The following is a 26,034-nucleotide window of genomic DNA, read 5'->3' as shown; positions in this document are numbered from 1 at the left end:
TATTTCGTATTCGAATGATTGCTTTAGAAATAAATAATATATACTTTTGAAGCGATCAATAATAAACGATACCATGAAAAAGCATCTTACTATCCTCTGTCTGGCAGGCATCAGTATTTTATGTTGTTGCAAAGGCAACAGTGAGAAAAAGCTCCGTCCGGTTACACCGCCTAAATATGAAGGGAAAGTCGACTACTCCGTTGCTCCGATCAGCATAGACCTGGAGGAAGCGATCAATAAGGATAAAGAGCCCCTGAAATTGAGTCAGATTGCTTCTGAAATCGAATATTACATTGTCGGTGACGGAAATTACACGATTACACAAGCTATTGCCATACCGGACAGTAATGCATTCCTCACGTTCAACAATCCTCGCCTTTACTACCGGAAAAAGGGAAAGCCGAGCAAACGCTACGGATTTAAAGCCCTGGCATACAAATGGAACAATGACATGAACGGACATAACCTGTTTTATGATAAGAAAACATCCCGCATGTATTGTGCAATGAGTGGTAAAGATATTGAAACCCGTGGAACCGACAAACCTTATCATCCGCAGATTGTCGAACTGCCTCCACTGGATACGATGCTGACTATCAACAGATACGTTTTTCCGGAAACGATAGAAAAGAAATATACCATCAACTTGCAGAGCGACAAGCTGCTGGGCTTCTCTTCCTCCGGATATATGTTAAGCCATTATGAAGCATCGAGCGGTCTCCCAAACTGTCTGTTGACTTTCAGCCTAGAAGGGGAAACACTCGGTAAATTCAAGTTGAAGGAGCCTTCCTCCCTTCCAAGAACGGAAACAGACAATATCCCATTCTTCCAGACCTCCTACTGGAATGAAGCGCAGGACAAGATGACTTTCATGATCCCTTTTTGTGATACGGTCTATCAGTTAAGTGATCCGCAGACAGTTGTCCCGTTATACGATATTCATTTTGGAGAAGCCGGCGTTCTGTCAGACTATGCGGCAGAAACAGGTGTAAAAGACGGGAAAATGTGGTTACGCACATTATATGAAAATCCTAAAGGATTGTTTATGGGTGTATATCAGAAAAAAGGGCCGAAGTTGGTCAACTGGCTAGGCTGGGAATATGAATATAAACCGACACTGAGCTATCAGGCTGTTTATCTGAAAGAAGAGGGTAAAACGTTTGTACTTCCGCGCAGAGGCCAAGGTTTTGTCGACGACCTGAACGAAGGACTTACTTTTTGGCCGGACGGACAAACAGACGATTGCCTCTATATGATCCGCACCTTGACGGAAATGCGCATGAATGTGGTCCGGACCGGTTCTCCCAAACAACAAAAACTACTGGAGTTACTTGATAACCCCAAAATACAGGAAAATCAGTACGTAATGATTGTCGTAAGATAATAACAGGCAAAGTTTTGCCATTACAGTGAAAAACCGTCCGGTCAGTAAGATAGGTTGTACTTCCTCATCTTGTTGTAAAGTGTTTGCCGGCTTATATTCAGTTGTTGTGCGCAAAGGGTGAGGTTTCCTTTCTTATCAGCCAGCACTTCACTGATAAACTGCTTCTCCATCTCCTCCAATGTGACCGGATGGGAAGCCGTGACAGACGGATCTTCCAAATAGAAATCATCACTATCCAGCAAAGAAGCATTCGAAAGAAGTACGGCTCGTTCTATGGTTTGCTGCAAAAGAGACAGATCGCCGCTGAGGATGACAGCTGATAATTTCCGCAACGCATCGGGAGTGATAGCGGGGAAAGGCTTGGCATATGCCGTTGCATATTTTCGCAAAAGGGAGTTGACAAGCAAAGTAACGACGGAATCAGTTTCTTCCGAGAGAAATTCGGATTCCTTTCGAGAGGGATTTTGTTTTCTTTCGGAACGAACTTTCCAGGCAGCAACCAAAGTGGAGAGTAGTTTATCATTATCCCAGGGTTTCACGATAAAATCCGTCGCCCCTTTTTTCAGTGAAGCGACAGCCAGTTCGATATCACCGAAAGCAGTGATCAAGACGACTTCAGGTGGTTCAGGACGCTCACGAATACGGTCCAACCAGAACAACCCTTCTCCTCCGCTCTGCTTTCCTGTCCCGAAGTTCATATCCAGTAACACCACATCGACATCATTATCCCGTAGCAAGGCCGGCAATAAAGTCGGCACAGAAGCACAGACAACCGTCTTAAACTCACGCGAAAGAATAACCCGCAACGTTTTAAGCACTGCCTCATTATCGTCTACTACTATAATCTTACCGTTTATCATACCGACAAAGATACATTTAACCTTCAAATATGTAAAAGTTACCGGATAATACTTTTGCCGGCTACGATCCATTGTCAAATATTTAGACAATTTTACCGTGAACTCTGATTATTTCCGTTTATTCCTTGCCCCGCAAAAAGAAAGGGAATAGATTTGAAATGCCATTCTGAAAGGAACAGCATGAAATACACAATATAAAATCTATGAAAGCAGTCGCATTAAAACTTGTATTTCGCAGTTGGTGGCGGAATAAGACATTCTCCATCATTTCTATTGCCAGCCTGGCGATAGGCATTGCCTGTACGAACCTGTTAACCGTCTTTACCATTCACGAGTATGGCATAGAAAACGGGAATCCCAATAAAGAACGTATTTGGATGCTTAACCAGGATTCGCCGATGGCATCCGGAGAAAAGATACAGTATGCCGACAGATCTATCCCGCCCATACTTAAAGAGAAGTACACGGAAGTAGAAAGCATCCTGCAAATGGCAGCAGAATCACCTAAATATATTTCTATCGATCATGTCAAGTATGCACCAATCCACCTTCTATCCGTAGATTCATCCCTACCGGATTTTTTCTCTTACAAAGTGTTGAACGGAAACCTGAAAGAGGCATTAACGCAACCGAATAAGTTAGCCCTCACGGAACAGACAGCCCGGAAACTTTTCGGGAAAACCAATCCGATCGGTAAAATCATTTATTTCAATCTTCCGGATAAAGCCACTAGTACAGAAAGCAGTACAAACAATGAATATGCTTATCAGGTGGCAGCCGTCATAGCCGACAGGGAACAGTCTTTTCTGAATGTGGAAGCTATCACTAAACTATCCGATTCTTTTTATGGTGGTCCCTGTTTGTTACTCATGAACAAAGCCATCGACAGGGAAACTTTTGAAGCCCAATTAAAGAAAGATAAAATTCCTACTTTACAAGGAGATATAGGGAACTATTATCTGCAAACTTTACAGGAAAGCTATTTCCAAACGTCAGAACAACAGACACTACGTTTCATCAATTACCGGCAGCCGACATTACTCTATGTGGGGTTAATTTCTGCCATCCTGATCCTATTGATCGCCTGTTTCAATTATATCAATCTCAACTTCTCCCGCCTGCTTCAACAAGTGCGGATGATTCATACGCAAAAGCTGATGGGTGCCAGCCGGCAGGAGATCAACCGGCAGCTTTTCCTGGATACGTTCCTGACAGTCATCATTGCCTTCTTTTGTTCTTTACTGATTACACATGACTTGCTTCCGGTATTCAACTCGATAGTAAACAGCCGGTTACACACTTCCTTCTTCTTCAACTGGCAGACATTACCCGTTATCTGCGGCTTTATCCTATTATTATCCATTGTTCCGGCGGCCTATATGGGACGGAAAATATCCGGATTATCCGGTGCCGGCTACCGTGAGTTTTTTACCGGAAACAAGAAAAGAAAGATCGTGACTTCTTTATCCATAGTACAATACGTTATCTCCATCGGACTCATCATCGCGACATTGACGGTAAACGACCAGCTCCATTTTATCCGCCAGGGAGGCGATAACTACAAGAACCTGATCGAGATAGGCGACTGGATGGAAGACGGTTCGTACATACGTCCTTTTGCCCGCGAACTGAAAAAACACCCGGAAATAACCCAGGTATCGATTGCCGGAGGTTCTATCCTGAACAGCTGGATACAACAGGTTGTCCTTACCGATGAAAACGGCAACGAAAAATACACCTCGCAAATCAACTATTTCGGTGAATCCGATTTTCTGGATGCATTGCAACTGAAATTGAAAAGAGGACTTCCTCCCGACAAGGCGGTAGAGAAATATGCACGTCCGGTCTACGTCAACGAAAAATTTGTCGAGCTATTGGTCACAAAAGGCGAAGACCCCATCGGTAAACCGTTAAATTCCATCGACAAAGATCTCAACAAAAGCTATACCGATACTGACAACCTGCCGGTCTCCACCATTGCCGGTATTGTCGATAATCTATATACCAATACACTCGAACAGGAAGTGAACCCGTTCACCATCCAGATCAACAACAGTCCGGACAATGCCTTCAATTATATCTACATACGCCTCAACGGAAATCAGGAAAAGGCTCTCGCCACCGTACGGGAAGTATGGAACAAGGTTAATCCGGGCCAATATTTCACCTATCGGGATGTGTACAGAACTTTCCTGCAACGGAATGAGAAAACAACCGAACTCTCCCGGCTATTGTTGATGTATTCCGTTATCAGTATCTTCCTGACTTGCTTCGGCCTGTTCGGAATGGCACTCTATGCAACCGAACAGCGTACCAAAGAGATCGGCGTACGGAAAGTGAACGGAGCAACCAGCCCGCAGATCATGCTGTTGCTCAACCGTCAGTTTATCACCTGGATAGGTTCCGCTTTCATCATTGCCATCCCTATCACCTGGTTACTCTTGAACCGTTGGCTGGAAAATTTTGTCTACCGTACGGATATAAGTCTCGGCATCTATCTGATAAGCGGGCTTTTTGTCCTGTTCATCACCTTATTGACGGTCTGTTGGCACAGCTACAAGGCGGCCTCGGCCAATCCGGTGAAAGTATTAAGAAGTGAATAAACTAAATATCAATCAGAATATGAAAGCAGTTGCATTTAAACTCGTCCTGCGAAGCTGGTGGCGAAACAAGACCTTCTCCATCATTTCCATCATCAGTCTGGCAATCGGCATTGCCTGTACGAATATGCTGGCTGCTTTTGTCATCCATGAATACAACCTGGAAGCGGATAATCCGAACCGCAGTCATATCTACATGATGGACCAGGATTCCCCTTTGCAACCGGGCGAGCGGGTTTGCTTCACTGTCGGCAGTATTCCTGTCGAAATAAAGGAGAAATATCCGGAAGTAATCGACTATCTGCGATTAAATAATATCGGAATGGATTATATAAAGGTAGACAACAACCATTTCGACCCTATCACAATTGTGACAACAGATTCGTCTTTTCCCCGTTTCTTCCCTTACAAAGTAGTAACGGGAGATTTGAACGAAGCACTGACACAACCGAACAAGATTGCGCTGACAGAAGCCTGTGCCCAAAAATACTTTGGCAGCAAGAACCCAATCGGCCAAATAATCACCACAGGCCAGAACAGCACGACCACGATACACAAAGAAGACGGCACCATTGAAACGGAAGCCAACGAAACGAGCTATCAGATTGCAGCCGTCCTCCAATCGCACGACCAGTCTTACCTCAAATTCGAAGCATTAACCGGAAACGGAGGTACAACCAACGGCGGATTATGCCTCCTGATGACCACCCGCCCCATCGACACAGACAAGTTTGCCGAACAGATAAATAAAGACGGACTGCATACGTTTGTCCCGGATGGGAAATACCAGTTTTATACCTTACAGGAAAGCTATTTCCGAAAATACACGCAGGAGGGTTTCACATTCCTCAACAGCCGCCAAAAGACATTGCTTTATGTGGGAATGATTTCAGCCGTTCTAATCCTGCTGATCGCCTGCTTCAATTATATCAATCTCAATTTCTCCCGCCTATTGCAACAGGTGCGGATGATTCATACCGAGAAACTGATGGGTGCGACGAAAAAGGATATCAACCAACAGCTATTCCTCGATACATTCCTGACCGTTATTACGGCCTTCCTCTTATCACTGTTGATTACGCACGACTTAACTCCGGTATTCAACTCTATCGTCTCCGGAAATATACATATCTCCTTCTTCTTCAACAAGCAGGCCTTTCCGGTTATTATCCTGTTTATCTTCCTCTTATCCATGATTCCTTCCATTTATATAAGCCGGAAGATAAGTAAGTTGTCCGCCTCCGGCTACCGTGAGTTTTTCACTGGAAATAAAAGAAGAAAGATTGTTACCGCTCTTTCCATCGCACAATATACCGTATCCATCGGATTGATCATCGCGACGTTCACGGTAAACAGCCAGCTTCGTTTTACACAAAAAGGCGGAGAAGGTTATCGCGACTTGATAGAGGTAGGCAACTGGGGAACAGACAATTCTTACTTACCGGCATTTGTGCACGAAATCAAAAAGTTACCCGGAGTAGAAAATGTTACACTCAGCGGCGGTCCTTTACTAAACATGGGACTTACTACCGTGAATGTCAAGAATCCCGACGGCAGCGAAAGCATTTATATGAAAGCGCAGTATATGGGAGGACGTGACTTTCTGAAAACATTCAAAATCAATCTTATAGAGGGAATAGAACCGGATAGGGCACTCGTACAATATCAAACTCCGATTTACATCACCCAAAAATATGCAGACCTTCAGGTTCCTCCCGGAGAAGACCCGGTTGGTCAGCTACTAAGCAAATACGACAAGGATAATGAACAATATGGAAAGAGCAGTGATTCTCCCCAACCGGTTATTGCCGGCATTACCGAAAATATATTTGCCAATTCGCTTGAAGAAGATGTTTTCCCCAGCATTATTTACATTGGCCAGGATGACGACAAAAGATATTCCTTTGCAGAAATCAAAGTGGGGAAAGAACGTCAGCAAATCATCGCTGCCATCGGAAAGATATGGGAAGAGATGAATCCGGGACAACACTTCACTTACCAGGATGTCTTTAAGGAGTTTATGCAACGCAACAGCCGGACAACCGAGCTGGCGGAATTAATGATCATGTATTCGCTGATCAGTATCTTCCTGACTTGTTTCGGCCTGTTCGGTATGGCTCTATACGCCACGGAACAGCGCAAGAAAGAAATTGGTATACGGAAAGTGAACGGAGCCAGTACGCTAAAGGTCATGTACCTGTTAAACAAACAGTTTGTTGGCTGGATCGGAATAGCTTTCGTTATAGCCATTCCTATTAGCTGGCTTTTTCTTAATCGCTGGCTGGAAAACTTTGTATATCATACCGATATATCGGTCTTCCATTTTCTATTGAGTGGGATTATCGTCCTATTCATCACGTTATTGACCGTCAGTTGGCATACCTACAAGGCTGCCTCCGGCAATCCGGTGGATTCGCTGAAAGCGGAGTAAGTACTGACCACCGGCTACGCGCAACTCACGTCTCAAAGCTCCAAGAATCTGATTGTAAACAACTTACGCAACACCACCAATCAGAGTGCTTAAATCTCGTTTTAAACGAGCGAAAATTCATTTTAAACGAAGCTAAAGTCCGTTTTAAACGAAAAAAAACTCGTTTTAAACGAAATTCGGGTTCGTTTAAAACGAGTTTTTAGGGAATATTGAAAAAACATCCTCTCTATTATCCGTTCACTTTCTTATAATCAGCCAGGAAAGTAGCCAGACCACTATCGGTAAGCGGGTGTTTCAACAAACCTTTGATTGCTGACAACGGGCAGGTTGCTACATCGGCTCCTGCCTCGATGCACTGGATAATATGCTGTGTACTACGGATGGAAGCAGCAAGAACCTGAGTTTCGTATGCATAATATGAAAACATGTCGACAATACCTTTCACCAGTTCGATACCGTCACTCGATATATCATCCAAACGTCCTACGAACGGTGAAACATAAGTAGCTCCGGCCTTTGCAGCCAAAAGAGCCTGCCCGCGGGAAAAGACCAATGTACAATTAGTGCGGATTCCCTCGTCGGAAAAATGTTTGATCGCCTTGATCCCGGCTTCTATGCAAGGAACTTTCACCACAATATGCGGATTCAAAGCTGCAAGTTCTTTGCCTTCTTTGATCATCCCTTCAAAATCGGTCGATATCACTTCTGCGCTCACATCCCCATCCACGATCTCGCAGATCTTCAGATAATGTGCCCGCTGGTTTTCTACTCCCTTTATCCCCTCTTTAGCCATCAGGGACGGATTGGTCGTCACACCATCCAATACACCCAAATCATTCGCTTCCCGAATCTGATCCAGGTTCGCCGTGTCAATAAAAAATTTCATATCTTATGTCTTTTTAATGTCTCTATTAGAATAACATATCCTCTATGATATAGTTTATTTTCAGGCAGTTTATTTGTCAATAAAAAAGGAATATACTCGTATTCACTGCAGATATAAAAGACACTTTCATGCAAATCTATTTGCATTAGTCCTATAAGAACTACAGCTCAGCAAATGCAAATATAGTCTATTTTTGAAATAATAGGTTAAATGAGATGAAATAATACCATTATATTCCATTTGTTACGTTAAACTATGTATGTAAACATGAGATTATATTTGGAATAATCTTTCCTGATATCCGGATATGTAACTGATTATCAATAGTTATGTATTTATAAAAAAACATGAGTTCTTATAGAACTAATATAAAAACAAATATATTCAATAACTATTATCCGGGAACAAATAACCTCCTATGTTAAAATCGGACGAACAGATTTTCGAAAAATTATTCCGGGAATATTATTCTCACTTGTGTAATTACGCAGGCAAATATATTATTGATTCTCAGATACGGGAAGATATTGTTCAGACATTTTTCATCTCCATTTGGGAAAAAAGGAATCTATCCGTCACCGTTGAAACATTCCTGCCGTACGCCTACCGTTCGATAAAAAACAGTTGTATCAATTATTACAAAGCTGAAATCGTTAAAGAGGACTTTTTGGCTACTCTAACAGAAGAGTGGAAAGAACAATTCAGTGAAGAAGATGATTTCATCTATCAAAAAGAAGTACAGCAGGCTTTGCTGAAACTGCCAGCCAAATGCCGTGAGATATTTCTACTGAAATGTGTTACAGGTCTGCGATATAAAGAAATTGCAGAAGTTTCGAACATATCGATAAATACGGTTAAATATCATATAGGAGAAGCTTTCCGGATCATGCGCGAAGAGTTGAAACACCTGCCATTTTTATTTTTTCTGATTTTTTTCTGATTTTACCTACCCATTTTTTCTTTCCCGATTGTAAATATATAAAAAGGAAGAAAATGACATCTGAAAAAATATATCAAATAATTCTATCGTCCCTGGCTGATGAGGCCACGGAAGAAGAACGCCGTATCTTCACAGATTGGCTGAATGCCTCTGATGAAAATAAAGCAGAATATGAAAAAATAAAACACTTATACAAAAGATGTTCTTATACTCCAAAAGAAAAAATATTCAATACAGATCAAGCCTGGCAACAAGTCCGGACACAAACGATCAATAAAAAGAAAGTATTTAATATCCCTGTATTGATCCGCTATGCAGCAATGGTTGCAGTTGTTGTATCAATCGGTTTGCTGTTTTTTACCAATCATCCCCAGACACCAGCCATCAGCGAAGTAAATATGGAAGAATTCGACCAACCGACCCTACTTTTAGAAAATGGAGAAAAAATAGCCCTAACGGAAGAATCATTCTCGATGGAAGAAAAACATGTAGTGATTAAAAACGATGCTAAAAACGAACTGGTCTACGAATCGCAGAAGGATACAGGGATAATTACTACAAAAAATAATCATTTGGTTATTCCAAAAGGGAAAACATATCAGTTATTGTTGGCAGACGGCACTCGCATATGGTTAAATTCCGAAACTGAACTAACTTACCCAGTGCGATTTTCTGGTGACAAAAGAGAAGTGACTCTCATCGGAGAAGCTTATTTTCACGTTGCTCCCAACAAAGAAAAACCATTTATCGTACATGCAAATGGAATGGATGTAAGAGTACTGGGTACCTCTTTCAACGTATCCTGCTATTCGTCCGACAACACTTTTACGACAACTCTGATAGAAGGTTCCGTCGCTGTAAAAACTGATAAAAACAAAACAGAAACAATCGCTCCGTCTGAACAATTCACATACGATAAAAGAAATGCACAGACTTCTACTCAAATAGTAAATACAGAGCTTTTTACATCATGGATGAACGGAGAATATATATTTAAAGATACAACATTGGAAGAAATTGTCAGAAAGCTCCAGCGTTGGTATGACTTTTCCGTCCGGTATGAAGATGAAAGTCTGAAAAACAACCGTTATTCGCTTACTGCTGATAGAAATACGAATCTTGACCAATTACTGGAAGTGATCAGCTATACTTCTACGGTCAAACTTGAGAGAATAGGCCACATTATTAACATTAAAAGGATAAAGGAGGAAGAGAAAATGAAGTAATAGTACCATGAAAATCAACAGAGGCAGTATGGATCAGATACTACCTCCGCAACAGATCAAAAAACAAAAATCATTTTTAGTTGTAACCTGTTAATTACAAATTTATGGAAAAAAAAGCATCGGAAGACATTTGTCTGGCACAAAAAGTCTTAAAACGATCATTGTTTATTATTTTACTTAACTGCTTCCTGTTAGCAGTTTCATTCAATGCTTTCGCATTTGAATCCGTTTTTATACAAAATTACACCTTGAATCTATCTTTCAAAAATGCAAGGATGGAACAAATTCTGGATGCAATCTCGGAACAATCCGGAATCAAGATTGCTTACAGTACTGCTGAATTAGCCACAAGCAAAAGTGTGTCCGTAAACATCAAAACTTCTGACATAAAAGAAGCATTATTGGCTGTACTTGGTGACGGTTACACATTCAAGCAGATCGACAATTACATTGCTATTGCAAAAAAAACGAAAGAAGAAATGCAATCGGCCATCGCCAGTCAGGCAGATGACAGATCCTGGACAATCCAAGGTCAGGTATTGGAAAATTCAGAACCACCTTTCCCTTTGGCAGGCGTTAATATTTCCATCAAAGGCACTAAACTGGGAACGATCAGTGACCAGAATGGATATTTCTCCGTCAAAGCGAAACGAGGAGATGTACTTATCTTCAATTTCTTAGGATTTAAAGAATATGAATATGTTGTATCACGTGCAATCAGTAACCTGAGTGTCTCTTTAAGTGAAGATGTTGAAACATTAGATGAAATTGTCGTTACCGGTTTCTCAGAAGAAAAGAAATTAAATACCATTTCATCCGTTGCATCCCTGGATATTGATAAAAACCTGTCGACAAAGCCGATCACCTCACTTTCTCAGTCATTACAAGGAGGCATTACAGGTTTGAGTGTTACACAAAGTTCAGGTCTGCCGGGTGCCGATGCGGCAACCATTAAAATTCGCGGTATATCTTCTTTGACTTCAGACAGTGATCCGTTGGTGTTGGTAGATGGTATCCCTATGGATATGAATAATCTGGACCCTAATACGATCGAAAGCGTCACCGTTTTAAAGGACGCGGCGGCGGCAGCCATCTACGGAGCACGTGCTGCAAATGGGGTAATCGTAGTAAAAACAAAACGTGGTACTCCCGGTAAGGTAAATGTTTCCTATAACGGCTATTTCGGTATTCAGAAAGCCACTTATTTACCTGAATTCATCGACGGAGCCGGATACATGGAAATGTTGAATGCAGCCAATATCAATATCGGAGGCGATCCTATTTATTCACAGGAGGATATCGATAATACCCGCAAAGGTGTAGATCCTGTTAAATATCCGAATGTAGACTGGGCCGATTTTCTATTTAAAGACGGTTCCGTACAAAGCCATTCCGTATCTGTATCAGGAGGTAGTAACCTGGCACGTTTCGCTTTAACTGCCAATTACCTGCAAAATGAAGGTTTAATTGAAAAAGCAAAATCCGACCGTATCAATATACGTGCCAATACATCCGTCAGCCTACTCGATAACCTGTCTGTCAACATGGACTTCAACTCATATCGTACTAACCGACAGGAGCCGATGTACCGGGACGGAAATTATACATCTTCCATTATCGGATACATGTATGGAACGCCTCCCAATACGGTAGCTCGTTATCCAATGAAAGAAGGAAGCGATATCGTTTTCTACGGAAACCGCCCGGAACAGCGTAACCCGGCAGCATTAATAGACCGTGGTGGAGAATTCAAAGCTCTTGAAGATAATGTCAGCATCAATATTGCTCCACGCTGGGAAGTCATCCCTAATTTAGTTTTAAAAGGACAATATTCATATCGCGTAAGTAGTGGTGCCACCAACCGCCAACGGGCAGCTTACAACTTCTTCGATTATACTTCCGGAGCTTTACTGGAAACCTGGAGTTCTATCAATTCTGCCAGTAAAGATCGTTCCAGTTATTATTATATAGGTGCTACAGCTGAATATACATTAGAAAAAAACAAACACCGCTTATTTGCCATAGGCGGATACAATCAGGAATTAACAAATGACGGAGACTGGGACCAATGGTCTATGGTGTCTGTATTTGCCAAAGCTAATTATACATTCGACCGGAGGTTTCTGCTGGAAGGAACTGTTCGTCGCGATGGCTCTTCCCGTTTCGGTCCAGGCAACAAATTCGGAATATTCCCTTCCGTGGCTGCTGGATGGAATGTACACGAAGAGAAATTTATGAAAAAAGCCAAATGGTTGAATGAGTTTAAGCTGAGAGCTTCCTACGGTTTATTGGGTAATGAAAATATCGGTTTATACAAATACCAGGCATTGATAAATTCGTCAAACGGAAATGAAACGACTTATGGAAACCCGGATATTACATGGGAAAAAGTGAATATGCTGAATGTAGGAGCTGATATACGAATATTGAAAGATCTCAGTCTGACATTCGATTATTATAATAAGATCACAACAGACCTGATCATTGAACCGCCCATTTCATATATCGGAGGTATTGAAAAAGTACCGATGAACTCAGGTCAATTAAGAAACCGTGGTTGGGAATTAGATCTTAATTACAACAAACAGTTAACTAAAGATTTCGGTTTCAACATTCACGGTGGCTTATCACAAAATAAAAACAAGATCGAAGAACTGCTAGGAGGTCCTTATGACAATAGTAATACTATAAATACCGTTGGCCACGCACTAAATAGTTTTTATGTCTATCCGACATCAGGATTATTACAAGAAAGCGACTTTACCAAAGATGACAATGGTAATTGGATACCTAAAGAAGGAGTAATAATTTATGACGGACAACAGCCGGGAGATATACATTATATAGATACGAACAAAGATGGTAAAATAACGACTGAAGACCGTGTCATTCGTGGGGACGAACAACCTAAACTAAATTATTTCGCGAACCTGACACTCAACTATAAAAAGTGGTCATTAGAAGTCTTATTTCAGGGTGTTTCCGGTGTAGATGCTTATTATTCAGAGCCATATTCATTCGGATTAAGTACTTCTTCCGACGGACAGACACCTCTTGCCGTACAAACGGATTATTGGACACCGGATAATACCGATGCCCGCTATCCCCGTATTGCCCCGAACTCTACTTATGGAAATAATAACCATCGTTCAGATTTCTGGCATTTCGATGCAAGTTACTGCCGCGTAAAATATATTCAGCTAGGATACTTGTTCGATCAAATGGGATTAAAGAAAATTGGCATATCCAACATTCGTGTATATGTCAATGCCCAAAATCCTTTCACTTTTGCGAAAGAGAAGTTGGTAGACCCGGAGAGCCGTGGCCAGAAAAGTTCGTATCCATTGGTTAAAACCTATTCTATGGGAGTTAGTCTGAATTTCTAATAATAAACCTAATAAATAAAAGATCATGAAAATAAATAATAAAATAGCGACATGGGTATTTACTTCGTTGTTACTCCTATTTTGCAGTTGTTCTGATTTTCTGACAAGAGATCATCCTACAGGGGTTACAGACGATGAATTCTGGAAAACCATGAACGAATGTGAGAGTGCATTAGGTCAGTGTAAAGCATGGCCGAACGGATCTTACTTTACAAGTAATACTGTCACCAATGTCGCATGGATTCATATGGAAGGTATGACGGATAATCAATATTTCCGGTCTAATTTTCAAACGGAAGTAGTCAATCTCGCCAATGGTTCCGCAACCCCAACAACCGGAGGATATATAAGTAAACTATGGGACAAATATTACGAATATATTCGTCGCTGCAACCGTTTTCTTGAGCATGTCGGTGATGCTTATTTCACACTGGAATATGAACGTGAAAGAATGATTGCGGATGTTCGTGTATGGCGTGCCTGGTATCATATGCAATTACTTTTATGGTACGGTCGCCATGACGGTATACCTATCCTTGAGAAGTCGTTAACTCCAAACGAAAATTTTATAGCCCGTAATAGTGTACAGGAATGTCTCGACTTTTTGAACAAAGAATTCGACGCAGTGATTAGTATTACCGATGACAATGTATGCCCTTTTATTTGGGATGAAGGACGCCGCGCCCGCATGTCCCGATCATCAGCTCTTGCTTTGAAAATGGATCTGAATTTACAATTCAAACAATACGATATTGCAAAGGCTGCTGCTAAACAACTGATCGACTCAGGTGTATTTGAATTATATTATACAGAATCTACAGATAATGCTCCGGAGAAAAACTATCGTGATTTATTCAACTATGTAGGAAAACAGAATAAAGAGCGTATCATTTTCACCTCAAACGGTCTGAATCAATATTGGTTCCGTTGTATCAGCATGTCTTTAGGGGGGCAGGGAACCTGCGGTGTTTTAAAATCATTCGTTGACGAATTTGAGACAATAGACGGAAAAACAATCCAGTCATTGCCGGCCAACGAACGTACTGAATACGAAAAAAATCCGCTCTTCAAGCAACGTGATCCCCGCTTACATGCTACAGTGATGATGCCCGGAGATAGCACATCTTTTGCCAATTACACCTACACTCCGTTTGATGTGAACAGTAGTGATTACTACACAAAAACAGGAGCCCCGGCTTCCGGTTATATGTTGAAAAAGTTTGCCAGCGAACAAGACCGTGCCAGTGGACGCGGTAGTCTGGACTTCATGTTATACCGTTATGCAGAAGTATTATTGACGTATGTCGAATGTCTGGTTGAAAGTGGAGATTGGCAAAATCCGGAGGTAGAAAAATACATCAATATGATCCGTAACCGTGCCGGAATGCCCAACATGGACAAAACGATTTATAATACGCAAGAAAAAGTTCGTGAGTTATATCGCCGTGAACGTCGTGTAGAGTTAGGTTTCGAAGGCAAACGTTACGATGACATCCGCCGTTGGGATATCGGAGCTAAAACAATGTCAGGCCCTATCCAAGGTGCATGGAATCCAAATAGTAATGCATTCGTTACTATCGAGGAACGCAACTGTACATTCCCCAAAAATGATTCCTGGCCTCTCCCTCAGGCAGAAGTTACTTCCAATCCGAACATCAGCCAACCGACAGGCTGGTAAAAATAAAAGCGGAAACCCTGTTAGAGGGTTTCCGCTTTCTTTCTTCATTTCTACTCTTTTCACTTCTTCACCGCCAGCTTACTCAGCAACCTGATCTCTTTCAAATTGGAATAATCATACTGGTAAATACCGTCTTCAGCCATCATCATCAAGACATTGTCGTGTGGAATCACATCATAGCCCTCCATACCCGAGTAATGGGCCAGGCGGTTAGCCATCAGGGTTTGCGGATCGGCTGCATCATAAATCTTCAGACCATCGTCACACAGGAAAAGTGTACCGTTGTCGATCCCCAACCCTTTGGGTTTTGTCATTGTATACGCAACGATCGGCTGCGGACTTTTTACATTGCTGACATCCAAAATGATCAGCTCGTTGGAGTTCTGTCCGCAATTATTGCCGGAATGAACCGTCACATAAGCAATATCATCTTCCACTACTACCGGATCACAACCATATATATGAGCCATAGCAGACTGGTATTCAGGCTTTACCGGATCTTCAACAGAATAGATCAGCATTCCGGTAGGCGTTCCCATGAACATATAGTCCTTATAACTGAAAATAGTCTCGACATTCCAGCCGACCGGAACAGTTTCTGCAGCAACCACCGGTTCCGCGCCGGAAAGATCGAAGATATCCATCTGATTATTCAATACGACATACAGATAATCCTTATAAAGTCCAAAACGGGACATCGAACCGTTCACACCTGTAGAAGAACTGCCACTGCTATTTCCGGGGCTTGTCGCCATATCATTACAATAGAGTTCATCTTTATAATATTCATAGGTTTTCGTCACCTTTTCCTGCGTCCAGCCAACAACAATCCCCTTAGCCCCTCCGGCCTCAGAAAAAACTTCAGAATCGATTATGCCTTCTTCAATCGGCGGATAACTCTGAGGAAACACATTTTCCAGCCGGCTCTTCAACGCCGGTACTGCCGGATTACTGATATCAAACCATACCAGGTCGACATACGAATCGGCATACAACAAATCATTACGGATAGCCAGGTCGGCATTTCCCAACAATTCAATAAAACCGACCACAGCCGGTGACGAAGGATTCCGGTTATCGATAATATGGATTCCCTTTCCAGGCTCCGACATATACAGATAACCGTCATAGAAACAGATCTTTCCCTGCTGCGTAATTTCTTCCGGTTGCGTAGTTACTTTCACAGAGGAACGAAAGATATCGGACGACATGTATACAGGCTTATTCACGGTATAAGTAACTGTCTCCCTTACTTTCATATCATCGTTACATCCGCACAGCAGACAGATCAACAACACACAAAACCAACTCACTCGTTTTTTCATATTCAATAAATTTAGAGGATTAATATGCTAATTTTTTATTTAAAAATCAAAACGGACACCGGCACCGAGTCCGACAATCACAGAATGTTCCGTGCGGATACTCACCGGCTGATCATTATCAAAGTAATGGGAAATACGTGGTTCGAAATAAAAATTCCAATCCTTGTAAAAACGATAGGAAACACCGGCAGAAACATTCAACGACCACTGCAAACCGCTTATGCCTCTTTTGTCTACCAGGTTATTCATCTCCATCTGCCAAAAACGTGACTCCGTCTGTTTCGCCCTCAACCCTTTTTCCATCATGACACCACCTGTCAGATAGATTTTCCAGCGTGAATTTTGCCAAAGAGATACCACCAGATTGACCGGGATACCCAGATAATGAAGTTCCAGATGCGACTTATACTGAACCTCATCCCATTTGGACAGATTAGAAGCCAGATAAGTATATACCAGTCCGGTTTCCAAACCAATATACCGGTTAAAATCCCGGCGAATCGTCAGTCCGAAAGATAAAGGAAGCGCCACATCCACATTACTATATTCTGAAGGAGATAATACCCCTGAAGCATTAAGTGCAGCAGGCCGGGCTGGTGAAGAGTAAATTATACCTCCGTCAGAGACATTATTACTAGGATCCTGCACCATATCATAATCAGTCCCCAAGCCTAACGAGACATGCCCTCCGGTTCCGAATCCGGCATTTACAGACCATTTTCCTGCCACTTTCTTATTCTTACCGGCAGAAGAATATGCGTGTTTTTCCGACTTATAGCTGTACAAATCCGGGGAAGCCGCTTTCTTTCTGTCTTCAGCCGGCTGAACTGTTTTTTCCGGTTCTTCTGTATTCACAACATCTGCTGCATTCACCATATCCTCAGTACCTTCAGATACTTCCGGTATCTCTTTTTCCTGCATCTGAGGGGACTTCTCCGGAATAACGGCAGCAATTAGTTTCTTCGCCGGAACAGGTCGCTCCACTGGTAAAACTGTTTTTTCCGTATCATCTTGCGGAGTTGCCGGATGTACCTCCTCTTCATCATAAGTGACAGCCACCGGTAATTCCGGACCTCCATCGGGAGCTTCTCCTGCCCGAAAAGGCGAAAACAAAAACAAGATTGCAATAACAGCGGCAGCCACAGAACTTCCCGCCCACCACAGCCATGTCTGTCTGCGGGGCTTCATACGAGGCTCGATTTCTTCCCAGCAAAAGTCATCCACAGGTAACCGGTGGTCTTCCAGTTTCCGCTTCATGAATTCGCTGAAATCATCCAATTGTTCCCTATGATCCGTATCACTGCGCATTTTCATGCTTGATTAATGATTGAACACTTTTCTGTAACACTTTCCGCGCCCGAATAAACTGCGTCCGCGAGGTTACTTCACTTATATGCAGCATTTCTGCTATTTCACTATGAGAATATCCTTCTATAGCATAGAGGTTGAATACCGTCCGATAACCATTTGGCAAACGGGCAATACAAGCGTGCAGGTCATCGGCTGACAAACGTTCTAAAGCCGATACATCCACCTCATCCGCCAGCTCCCCGCAGTCATCGAAATTAACACTTAACCGGATCGCATCATTTTTTCTCAGATATTCAAGAGCTGTTGTGACGAACACCCTGCGAACCCAACCGGGAAACGCACCGCTTCCCGCATAGCTCCCTATTTTTGTGAATATCTTGATAAAACCATCCTGCAACAAGTCGCGGGCTGTTTCCCTGTTATTGACATATCGCATGCACACACTCATCATGGCAGGAGCATACAGCTCGTATAACTCCTTACGAGCCCATGACTCCCCGCGTTTGCATCCGGCAATTAACAGTTGTTCGTCCATAGGTAATATTACTCTCTATCTCTATGATGAAAATGGTCCTTCCAATGTTGCAAGCAGACAGAGAATTTTGAAAATATTTTTTACAAGACTTAAATATAAGCCATTTTCCACTATTTTAAGTAAAATCAAGAAGAATAAATAGCTTATTTTAAGCAAATAATCTATCTTAGCGACAATAAAATGATGTTGTGTATGAAGCGGGGATATTTTATAATAATAGCACTATTGACGTGTGTATCGTACGGGCATGCGCAGTCAGTATTTGACTTTGTTTTGAATCGTGAAGGGAAAATTACAGCCGTCCCTAAGTTTAGAACGCTCGATTTCAATATTCCGGAGTACTCTTACAAAACTTATACTCCTTCCAGACTCACCGAATTGGAGAAGAAACTCAGGGAGTTCACCCCCGATTTTCCTCAAATCCAGGACGAGCGTCCGATGGATATGCAAGTGTTGTCTCTTGCTTACCGTCCTTTCTTTAATGTGTTTGCTCCGATGATACGGCGTGTATCGCCGATGGCATTCGATTTCCAGGAGTTTTCATTCACTCCAATCAGCGAGACCACCGGTGTGCTGACAGTCGGTGAACAATATACCTGGCCCGGTGCAGGAGGTCTGACCCAGATCAGTTCATCGTTGGTATGGCAGCAGGATCGCTGGACATTGACAGGAGGAGCCTTTGCCGGACGCTATTTCACACCATTCAATCCCAGCCCCGACTTTATGGGGGGATTCAATGCGACTGCCAGTTATGAGGCAACCGATTGGCTGACTCTCAGAAGTTGGGCACAATATACCTTTTACGAGAAAAAAGAACGAAACAATCCGCAAATGTTGCTGAATCCGTTTTATAATCATACGAGCGTAGGTGGTGCTTTCGAATTCAAAGTGAAAGATGATATCGGCATCGGTATCGGTGTAAACTTCGAATACAATCCGTGGAACAAGCGGATGGATCCCCAGTTCCTCATCTACCCTGCATTAAAAAACAAAAATATAAGAATCGGGTTCAATTGATTTATTCTTCGTAGATCATCTTTTTTGTCATTCCCCCGTCGATAACGATGTTCTGCCCGTTGATGAAATCATTTTCAGGGGCAGCCAGGAAAAGACAGGCGCTTGCAATGTCGGAAGGACGGCCTACACGGCCGGAAGGATGTTGTTTGTGGTCGGTCGGTTTCAACAAACGGTAGTCTTCGTTTTGTATCCAACCGGGACTGATACAGTTTACTGTAATATTATAATCACTGAACGAAAGCGCCAAGGCATGCGTCAGGGAAACAATTCCACCTTTGGAAGCGGCATATCCCTCCGAGCCCGGTTCACTCTGCAGATAACGGGAAGAAGCAATATTGATGATCCGTCCGTAACGTTTCTTTCCTTCCTCATTGTTCCGGTGAATAGCCAGTGCACGTGAAGTTATAAACACCGGCCGCAGGTTTGTTGATAGTATCCTGTCGAACTGTTCAATACTTGTATCGACCAATGGGGAAAACTCACTGATCCCCACATTGTTAACAATCACATCCACATCTCCCCACATGTTGATAAGTCTGTTGATAACTTCTTGAAGAGCTACCGAATCACTGGCATCGGTTTGAAAATACTGAACAAAAGTAGGCAATAAATCACAAAGACGCAAGGCTGCCTTCTCATCCGTATCACAAAAAGCGACCCGCGCTCCCACATTACAAAATGCAGTAACAATAGCAGCACCAATACCCTTAGCACCACCCGTGACAAATACTCTCTTACCGTCCATACTCTGTTTTGTGTCTGATTATCTGCCGCAAAGATAACAAAAGACTCTTGTAAAACTGTTGTAACAGGAATAAATAAAAACTTTGATTATATTTGCAAACAGAAATATAAAAAGTATGATTGGAACCGAATTATTTAAAGAAGTATCTCCGTTATCTTCGAAAGACTGTTTCATCGTAATAGAGCGCCTTAAATCAACATTCAATTTTCCCATTCATGTACATCCTGAATATGAATTGAATTTTATTGAACATGCGAAAGGAGCCCAACGTATTGTAGGAGACTCCGTTGAAACGATCAGTGACGACGAACTAGTATTAGTAACTAACCCGACATTGGAACATGCCTGGGTCAATCACGAATGCAAATCACAAGCTATCCATGAAATAACCATCCAGTTCCACCGCTCGTCCCTTCCGGAAGAGCTGTTGGAAAGGAACCAGTTTCAAAGTATAAAAACCCTCTTCGAACGTGCTCAGAAAGGGGTTGCTTTCGGCACACAGGCTATAGACAAAGTACGTCCGTTACTGAAAACCATCACCTGCGAGACAGATGGTTTCTACTCAGTCATGAAACTGCTTATGATTTTGCATGAATTGTCTTTATCGGAAGATATCCGGGAACTGGCCAGTCATTCTTTCATTCGTCAGGAAAGAGCTCATGATGAAGATTTACGTATTCGAAAAGTAATCGACTACCTGAATAAAAACTATGACAAACAAGTACGCCTGTCTGATGTAGCTGAACTGATCAATATGAGTGAACCTTCTTTCTGCCGGTATATCAAACAACGTACTTCCAAAAGCTTTGTCGATTTCCTGACAGATATACGCCTGGGATTTGCCATCCGGGCTCTTATCGATTCACCGCAATCGGTCGCAGAGATCGGATACGCATGCGGCTTCAATAACCTGTCAAATTTTAATCGTATATTCAAAAAGAAAAAAGGAATGCCGCCGACAGAGTTCAGAGAGAACTATAGAAAAAAGAAGGTGATTGTTTAGTTCCGCTTAAAAAATTGGCTAATTTCGCAGGACTAAAAAAATCTCATAAAAAACACAGCTATCATGAAAAATGGGTTATTTACAACACTATTGTTGTTAATTATCATCAGTTGTTCTGCTTGTCAGAAAACTGAAACATTCAAAGTCCTCCAATTTAATATCTGGCAGGAAGGGACCGTAGTAGAAAATGGGTTTGATGCAGTAGCCGATGAAATTGTCCGCAGCGACGCAGACTTTGTGACGTTGAGCGAAGTCAGAAACTATCACAATACCCGCTTTTGTGACAGAATCGTTGAAGCCCTGAAGAAACGCGGACAAACTTATTATTCTTTCTATACGGAAGATTCCGGTTTATTAAGCCGCTATCCGATTAGCGACAGTAGTACGGTTTACCCTTTAAATGATGACAGAGGCAGCATCTACCGTTTAGTCACAAAGAAAGGTAATCAGGAATTTGCCGTTTACACAGCACACCTTGATTATCGTAACTGTGCTTATTATGATGCCCGCGGATACGACGGTAATAACTGGGATAAAATAGAACCGGTCAGCAACCTGGATTCTTTATTGATCCTGAATCGTGCATCCGTCAGAGATGACGCTATTGCCCGCTTTGTAAATGAAGCAGAAAAAGACAAAGCTGCCGGACGTATTGTTATTCTTGGAGGCGATTTTAATGAGCCTTCACACCTGGACTGGACAGAAGCGACCAAAGATATGCGTGACCATTACGGTCTTGTCGTTCCCTGGGATGTATCCGTTATGCTCGAAAAAGCCGGCTTCAAAGATTCTTATCGCGAAAAATATCCCGATCCGGTTACCCATCCGGGATTTACCTGTCCGGCAGACTGTCCGGATATCGCATTGAAAAAACTGGTCTGGTCACCTGAAGCGGACGATCGGGATCGTATCGACTTCATTATGTATACACCTCACAACGGGTTGAGTCTGACAGATGTAACGATTATCGGACCTAAGGGGGATATCCTTCGCGGAGAACGTGTTACAGAAGAAACAGCCGATCCGATCATTCTTCCGGCAGGAATCTGGCCAACCGACCATAAAGCAGTTTTAGCAACATTCCAATTAGTCAAATAACAGAATTATTAATCTGTTAACAGAATTCAGCCTCCTCATCTGATATGCATATATCAAATGGGGAGATTTCATTTTTGACAAAGTTTCATCAGTCAAACAATATTTCTATCCATTTGATACGTTAAAAAACATTACCCGCAGAGGTAATTCTATTTACACGGTATACTAATTCCAATTTCATGCTACACTAATATCATTTTGACAATTCTATTTTTGTAAATGGGAATGATAATCAATGAGAAAGTCTTCCATCACAAAGTGCCCAAAATTAACACATGTTATAAAACACAATACAAATTTATCACAAACTAATAAGATTTTGACATTCCACTCACTTCAATCGCCCCCTCTGATGAAATATTATCATACTATTTTCGACGAAAAAGACTCTCTATAGAGCTTGTATACCTCTCAATAATTGATCAAGATTCATTATATGTCGCAAAAATTCTACTTGATTTCCCCTCCTCCGACACCTTACCTTTGCATCAGATGAAAATACACAAATTAATCTTTAAACAAACATTATGAACAGAAAACTAGCTTTCTCATTATTGCTAGGTGCTTTCACACTCTCAAGTTGGGCACAACAAGCAATGACCGTAAAAGGTACGGTAAAAGACTCGGAGAACAATCCGGTCATCGGAGCAACAGTTGTTATTAAAGGAACCACACAAGGTACAACAACCGATATTGATGGTAACTACTCTATCAGTGTGTCCCCTGGGCAAGTTCTTGAATTCTCTTTTGTCGGTATGCAAGCTTCTACTGTAGCTGTTAACAACCAGAATGTCATTAATGTTACAATGGCAGAAGGCGAACAACTGGATGAAGTTGTAGTTATCGGTTACGGTACAGTAAAGAAAAAAGATTTAACAGGTGCTGTAGCCTCTGTTTCAGGAAAAGAGTTACAGGCAGGTTTGGCACGTAATGCCTCTTCCGCATTACAGGGACGTATTGCAGGTGTAACAGTTTCCGCCGCGAATGGTCAACCGGGTGAAGGAATGAACATCAATATCCGCGGTGTCAATTCTTTGAGCAAATCTTCTCCATTATATGTAATTGACGGTGTATATGGTGATATCAATATGGTAGAACCATCCGACATCCAGTCAATCGATGTATTGAAAGACGCATCTGCAGCTGCTATTTACGGTTCACGTGCTGCAAACGGTGTTGTATTGATCACGACAAAAGGCGGACACAAGGAAATGCCGACCCGCGTAGATGTAAATGCTTATACCGGTGTACAGAAAATGATGCGCAAAATAGATGTACTCGACGGAAATCAATTCCGCGATTACTGCAAATTGAATAACATAGCACAAGACCAGCCGTTACTTACCGGTTGGAACGGAAAAGGAACTGACTGGCAGGATGAATTATATCGCACGGCTGCTGTAAACAAAGTATCAATGAATATCTCAGGCGGTAACAAAACATCTACGTTCAATGTTTCTGCCAGTTACTTGAATCAGGAAGGTATCGTAAAGACTACCGGTTATGAAGCCTGGAACTTACGTGCTAAAAATGACTTCTCATTCTTCAACAACCACCTTCGTGTAGGTAGCACGATCATGATGAAAATATGGGATCAGGATTATGACGATATCAGCTTTAACTCTGCATTACGTGCGGTTCCGGTTATGTCGGTATATGATGACGGCACCAACGAAAGCAATCAGGATTATAGAGGGCATTGGGGTACTGTTCCAGCTTGGGCACGCCAGATTGACAACCCAGTCGGTTATGTAGAAGCTTACGATCGTCAAAAACATGGTATAGACCTGTTGGTCAATGCTTTCGCTGAAGTCGACTTAGGATTGAAAGGCCTGAAATATAAATTTAATGTCGGTATAGACAAAACAACACGAAGAAGCTATGACTTCATTGAACCATATTATTTCAGTTCTTCCAGCAAAAACATGGATAACAGTTTAGCAGAAGGTACTACATGGGGTGACAGATGGCTACTTGAAAATACATTGCATTACGATAATACATTCGGAAAACATACTGTCTCCGGATTGTTAGGTTACTCTGCTCAAAAAGATAACTCCCGTGGTTTCAATGCAAAACGTACCGGTATGCCTGACGGAATCAGAGTGATTGGAGCCGGTTTGGCAAGTTCCAGTACAGCCGGTGGTAGTCAAACAACCAGTACATTGGTTTCTTTATTCGCCCGTGCAATGTATAGCTACGATTCACGTTACATAATTTCAGCCTCTATTCGCCGGGATGGTTCTTCCCGTTTTGTCGACGGTCACCGTTACGGTACTTTCCCATCGGCATCAGTAGGCTGGAATATCATGAACGAACCGTTCTTCGAGTCAGCAAAGAATACTGTAAACGAATTAAAGCTACGTGCCAGCTACGGTGTTTTAGGTAACATAAACGGTATCGACGAATATCAGACACAAAGTACTATTAAAGACGGCTTCAACTATGTACAAGGAGGAAACTGGTGGGTAGGCCAAATCACTAATTCAGAATGGGTAACTCCGCCGGAAACAACCTGGGAAAAAACAAAGACAACCAATATCGGTGTGGATGCATCATTCCTGAACAGCCGTTTTAGTGTAACTGCCGATTACTTTATTCAGAAAACAGATGGCCTGTTGATGAGTGTTAATCAAGCACCCAGCGGTGGTATGAGCAGCGCACCCGTTATGAACGCAGCTTTACTTGAAAATAAAGGTTTTGAACTTTCATTAAACCACCGTAACACAGTAGGCGAATTCTATTATTCAGTAGGTCTGAACCTTTCTCACATCAAAAATAACCTGAAAGAGATCCAAACTGTTACAAAACAGGAAATTTCAGGTTTCAACCCAAATGGCGGAGGTACAATTACCTGGGCTAAGGAAGGTAAGCCTATCGGGTCATTCTACCTGATCAAAACAGACGGAATTTTCCAGAGTGAAGAAGAAATCCGCAACTATACCAATGCGGAAGGTACAATTATCCAGCCGAAGGCTAAACCGGGCGATATTAAATTTATCGATTATAACGGTGACGGACAGATCAACGCCAGCGACCAGCAGTATTGTGGAAATCCGTTCCCAAAATTGAATATGGGTTTAAGCCTTACCGGAGCTTATAAAGGCATTGACCTTAGCTTGTTCTTTGATGGAACTTTTGGTAACAAAGTATTTAACTCCATGCGTTACGGAACTTCTTATATGCAAAACGGTACAACCAACGTTTCTACAGATGTATTAAACGAGTGGCGTGAAGATAACCGTAATACTGATATGCCACGTTACACTGCAGACGATGAAAACAAGAACAACCAGGCTATCTCCGATCGTTGGTTGGAAAACGGCTCTTTCTTCCGTCTGAAAACATTGGAACTGGGCTATACACTGCCGAAAATGTGGACAGAAAAGATCAAATTGCAGAATGTACGTATTTACACAGCAATGGAAAACCTCTTTATGGCAACGAAGTACAAAGGCTATAATCCTGACCTGGGCTCAAATGGCGGAGCAGGTACAGACAGTGAAGATACCAGTGTTATGAGCCGTGGTTGTGACCATGGTCGTTATCCGACCCCCCGTACGTTCACTTTTGGTTTGCAAGTTAATTTCTAACGATTAAAAAGAGATG

17 protein-coding genes are annotated in these 26,034 nt (G+C 42.1%); 11 read left to right on the top strand and 6 right to left on the bottom strand.

What is annotated here, in order from left to right:
• The first annotated feature begins 73 nt into the window (after nucleotides 1-73).
• Complete coding sequence (locus DXD68_RS19695; protein WP_122363199.1) at nucleotides 74-1,384, top strand: DUF4933 domain-containing protein; 1,311 nt, start codon at nucleotides 74-76, stop codon at nucleotides 1,382-1,384.
• 41 nt (nucleotides 1,385-1,425) lie between these two features.
• Here the strand turns inward: DXD68_RS19695 and DXD68_RS19690 are convergent, their stop codons facing one another.
• A complete protein-coding gene (locus DXD68_RS19690) occupies nucleotides 1,426-2,244 on the bottom strand; it encodes a response regulator (RefSeq protein WP_122363275.1) in 819 nt (272 codons plus the stop codon).
• Between the two features lie 203 nt (nucleotides 2,245-2,447).
• Between DXD68_RS19690 and DXD68_RS19685 the strand changes: the two genes are divergently transcribed.
• The gene (locus tag DXD68_RS19685; protein WP_122363198.1) at nucleotides 2,448-4,847 is read left to right on the top strand and encodes an ABC transporter permease; all 2,400 of its coding nucleotides are present in this window, start codon (nucleotides 2,448-2,450) and stop codon (nucleotides 4,845-4,847) included.
• A 19-nt stretch (nucleotides 4,848-4,866) separates the two neighbouring features.
• Nucleotides 4,867-7,275 (top strand): ABC transporter permease, encoded by a 2,409-nt coding sequence (locus DXD68_RS19680; RefSeq protein WP_199715773.1) that lies wholly within the window; start codon nucleotides 4,867-4,869, stop codon nucleotides 7,273-7,275.
• Between the two features lie 229 nt (nucleotides 7,276-7,504).
• Here DXD68_RS19680 and fsa read toward each other — a convergent pair whose 3' ends face one another.
• On the bottom strand, nucleotides 7,505-8,161 hold the full coding sequence (gene fsa, locus DXD68_RS19675) for a fructose-6-phosphate aldolase (RefSeq protein ID WP_122363197.1): 657 nt from the start codon (nucleotides 8,159-8,161) through the stop codon (nucleotides 7,505-7,507).
• A 418-nt stretch (nucleotides 8,162-8,579) separates the two neighbouring features.
• Between fsa and DXD68_RS19670 the strand changes: the two genes are divergently transcribed.
• The 4 genes from DXD68_RS19670 (at nucleotide 8,580) to DXD68_RS19655 (ending at nucleotide 15,391) form a co-directional block, all read left to right on the top strand.
• On the top strand, nucleotides 8,580-9,101 hold the full coding sequence (locus DXD68_RS19670) for an RNA polymerase sigma-70 factor (RefSeq protein ID WP_122363196.1): 522 nt from the start codon (nucleotides 8,580-8,582) through the stop codon (nucleotides 9,099-9,101).
• Nucleotides 9,102-9,154: 53 nt separating this feature from the next.
• Nucleotides 9,155-10,327: a FecR family protein gene (locus DXD68_RS19665; protein ID WP_122363195.1), complete on the top strand. Its 1,173-nt coding sequence runs from the start codon at nucleotides 9,155-9,157 to the stop codon at nucleotides 10,325-10,327.
• A 275-nt stretch (nucleotides 10,328-10,602) separates the two neighbouring features.
• A complete protein-coding gene (locus DXD68_RS19660) occupies nucleotides 10,603-13,713 on the top strand; it encodes a TonB-dependent receptor (RefSeq protein ID WP_233577247.1) in 3,111 nt (1,036 codons plus the stop codon).
• A gap of 25 nt (nucleotides 13,714-13,738) precedes the next feature.
• On the top strand, nucleotides 13,739-15,391 hold the full coding sequence (locus DXD68_RS19655) for a RagB/SusD family nutrient uptake outer membrane protein (protein ID WP_122363193.1): 1,653 nt from the start codon (nucleotides 13,739-13,741) through the stop codon (nucleotides 15,389-15,391).
• A 59-nt stretch (nucleotides 15,392-15,450) separates the two neighbouring features.
• On the opposite strand, the gene DXD68_RS19650 is transcribed toward DXD68_RS19655, so the two are convergent.
• Genes DXD68_RS19650 through DXD68_RS19640 form a run of 3 tightly spaced genes read right to left on the bottom strand, consistent with a single transcriptional unit; the run spans nucleotide 15,451 to nucleotide 18,562 of the window.
• Nucleotides 15,451-16,716 (bottom strand): LVIVD repeat-containing protein, encoded by a 1,266-nt coding sequence (locus tag DXD68_RS19650; RefSeq protein WP_122363192.1) that lies wholly within the window; start codon nucleotides 16,714-16,716, stop codon nucleotides 15,451-15,453.
• 39 nt (nucleotides 16,717-16,755) lie between these two features.
• Entirely contained in the window at nucleotides 16,756-18,030 is a 1,275-nt protein-coding gene (locus DXD68_RS19645; RefSeq protein WP_233577246.1) for an outer membrane beta-barrel protein, read from the bottom strand.
• Complete coding sequence (locus DXD68_RS19640) at nucleotides 18,014-18,562, bottom strand: RNA polymerase sigma factor (protein ID WP_122363191.1); 549 nt, start codon at nucleotides 18,560-18,562, stop codon at nucleotides 18,014-18,016. Before DXD68_RS19640 ends, DXD68_RS19645 begins: the two co-directional genes overlap by 17 nt.
• 192 nt (nucleotides 18,563-18,754) lie before the next feature.
• Here DXD68_RS19640 and DXD68_RS19635 point away from each other — a divergent pair, with 192 nt between their 5' ends.
• Nucleotides 18,755-19,579, top strand: a complete 825-nt coding sequence (locus tag DXD68_RS19635; protein ID WP_122363190.1) for a hypothetical protein — start codon at nucleotides 18,755-18,757, stop codon at nucleotides 19,577-19,579.
• A gap of 1 nt (nucleotide 19,580) precedes the next feature.
• Here the strand turns inward: DXD68_RS19635 and DXD68_RS19630 are convergent, their stop codons facing one another.
• Complete coding sequence (locus tag DXD68_RS19630) at nucleotides 19,581-20,324, bottom strand: SDR family NAD(P)-dependent oxidoreductase (protein WP_122363189.1); 744 nt, start codon at nucleotides 20,322-20,324, stop codon at nucleotides 19,581-19,583.
• A gap of 115 nt (nucleotides 20,325-20,439) precedes the next feature.
• Here DXD68_RS19630 and DXD68_RS19625 point away from each other — a divergent pair, with 115 nt between their 5' ends.
• The 3 genes from DXD68_RS19625 (at nucleotide 20,440) to DXD68_RS19615 (ending at nucleotide 26,018) form a co-directional block, all read left to right on the top strand.
• Nucleotides 20,440-21,327, top strand: a complete 888-nt coding sequence (locus DXD68_RS19625) for an AraC family transcriptional regulator (protein ID WP_122363188.1) — start codon at nucleotides 20,440-20,442, stop codon at nucleotides 21,325-21,327.
• Between the two features lie 63 nt (nucleotides 21,328-21,390).
• Nucleotides 21,391-22,425: an endonuclease/exonuclease/phosphatase family protein gene (locus DXD68_RS19620; RefSeq protein ID WP_122363187.1), complete on the top strand. Its 1,035-nt coding sequence runs from the start codon at nucleotides 21,391-21,393 to the stop codon at nucleotides 22,423-22,425.
• Nucleotides 22,426-22,952: 527 nt separating this feature from the next.
• Complete coding sequence (locus tag DXD68_RS19615; protein ID WP_122363186.1) at nucleotides 22,953-26,018, top strand: SusC/RagA family TonB-linked outer membrane protein; 3,066 nt, start codon at nucleotides 22,953-22,955, stop codon at nucleotides 26,016-26,018.
• Nucleotides 26,019-26,034: the final 16 nt, after the last annotated feature.

Origin of the sequence: Parabacteroides sp. TM07-1AC, assembly GCF_003480915.1 — a bacterium.
Lineage (GTDB): Bacteria > Bacteroidota > Bacteroidia > Bacteroidales > Tannerellaceae > Parabacteroides > Parabacteroides chongii.
This window is presented reverse-complemented; position numbering and strand designations above follow the sequence as displayed.

Bases quoted from the DNA above. Each gene is read 5' to 3' on its own strand.
- DXD68_RS19695 (WP_122363199.1), top strand. From the start codon at position 74: ATGAAAAAGCATCTTACTATCCTCTGTCTGGCAGGCATCAGTATTTTA.
- DXD68_RS19690 (WP_122363275.1), bottom strand. From the start codon at position 2,244: ATGATAAACGGTAAGATTATAGTAGTAGACGATAATGAGGCAGTGCTT.
- DXD68_RS19685 (WP_122363198.1), top strand. From the start codon at position 2,448: ATGAAAGCAGTCGCATTAAAACTTGTATTTCGCAGTTGGTGGCGGAAT.
- DXD68_RS19680 (WP_199715773.1), top strand. From the start codon at position 4,867: ATGAAAGCAGTTGCATTTAAACTCGTCCTGCGAAGCTGGTGGCGAAAC.
- fsa (WP_122363197.1), bottom strand. From the start codon at position 8,161: ATGAAATTTTTTATTGACACGGCGAACCTGGATCAGATTCGGGAAGCG.
- DXD68_RS19670 (WP_122363196.1), top strand. From the start codon at position 8,580: ATGTTAAAATCGGACGAACAGATTTTCGAAAAATTATTCCGGGAATAT.
- DXD68_RS19665 (WP_122363195.1), top strand. From the start codon at position 9,155: ATGACATCTGAAAAAATATATCAAATAATTCTATCGTCCCTGGCTGAT.
- DXD68_RS19660 (WP_233577247.1), top strand. From the start codon at position 10,603: ATGGAACAAATTCTGGATGCAATCTCGGAACAATCCGGAATCAAGATT.
- DXD68_RS19655 (WP_122363193.1), top strand. From the start codon at position 13,739: ATGAAAATAAATAATAAAATAGCGACATGGGTATTTACTTCGTTGTTA.
- DXD68_RS19650 (WP_122363192.1), bottom strand. From the start codon at position 16,716: ATGAAAAAACGAGTGAGTTGGTTTTGTGTGTTGTTGATCTGTCTGCTG.
- DXD68_RS19645 (WP_233577246.1), bottom strand. From the start codon at position 18,030: ATGAAAATGCGCAGTGATACGGATCATAGGGAACAATTGGATGATTTC.
- DXD68_RS19640 (WP_122363191.1), bottom strand. From the start codon at position 18,562: ATGGACGAACAACTGTTAATTGCCGGATGCAAACGCGGGGAGTCATGG.
- DXD68_RS19635 (WP_122363190.1), top strand. From the start codon at position 18,755: ATGAAGCGGGGATATTTTATAATAATAGCACTATTGACGTGTGTATCG.
- DXD68_RS19630 (WP_122363189.1), bottom strand. From the start codon at position 20,324: ATGGACGGTAAGAGAGTATTTGTCACGGGTGGTGCTAAGGGTATTGGT.
- DXD68_RS19625 (WP_122363188.1), top strand. From the start codon at position 20,440: ATGATTGGAACCGAATTATTTAAAGAAGTATCTCCGTTATCTTCGAAA.
- DXD68_RS19620 (WP_122363187.1), top strand. From the start codon at position 21,391: ATGAAAAATGGGTTATTTACAACACTATTGTTGTTAATTATCATCAGT.
- DXD68_RS19615 (WP_122363186.1), top strand. From the start codon at position 22,953: ATGAACAGAAAACTAGCTTTCTCATTATTGCTAGGTGCTTTCACACTC.